The sequence below is a fragment of the Aquitalea sp. ASV11 genome (genome assembly GCF_016429185.1).
GTDB classification, from domain to species: domain Bacteria; phylum Pseudomonadota; class Gammaproteobacteria; order Burkholderiales; family Chromobacteriaceae; genus Aquitalea; species Aquitalea pelogenes.
In genome coordinates this window covers 1-458 of the sequence record NZ_JAELUD010000168.1, presented here as the reverse complement: position 1 = coordinate 458, position 458 = coordinate 1, and the positions used below count along the sequence as shown (strand labels likewise).

Genomic DNA, 458 nt, shown 5'->3' with positions numbered 1-458 from the left:
CGGCGGAATCCGCTCCCCCTCACTCAGGCGGATTCCACCCTCCGGCAGGTCATCCCCCGGTGACCTGCCGCCCCATCCGACACACACCGGCCTGCCACAGGCAGACCGGCCACGCCACTGTCCCGACCGTGCGGACAGGGCCAGAAAAGGAAACATCATGCGAGTCGTCGTAGCCCTGGGCGGCAATGCCCTGCAACGTCGTGGCGAAGCCATGGCCGCTGACAACCAACGCGCCAACGTCAAGGTGGCCGCTGAACAACTGGCCGCCGTCACCCGGCTGGGCCACAACCTGGTGATGTGCCACGGCAACGGCCCGCAAGTCGGCCTGCTCGGCCTGCAAAACGACGCCTACGCCCGCCACGTCGACGGCAAGGTCACCCCCTATCCGCTGGATGTACTGGGTGCCCAGACCGAAGGCATGATCGGCTACATGATCGAACAGGAACTGGGCAACGTGC

General features: G+C 66.4%; 1 pseudogene. It reads left to right on the top strand.

Annotation, left to right across the window (positions count from 1 at the left end):
* Window positions 1–157: 157 nt before the first annotated feature.
* Window positions 158–458 (top strand): annotated as a pseudogene (locus JHD62_RS21500) (carbamate kinase); the annotation flags it as partial.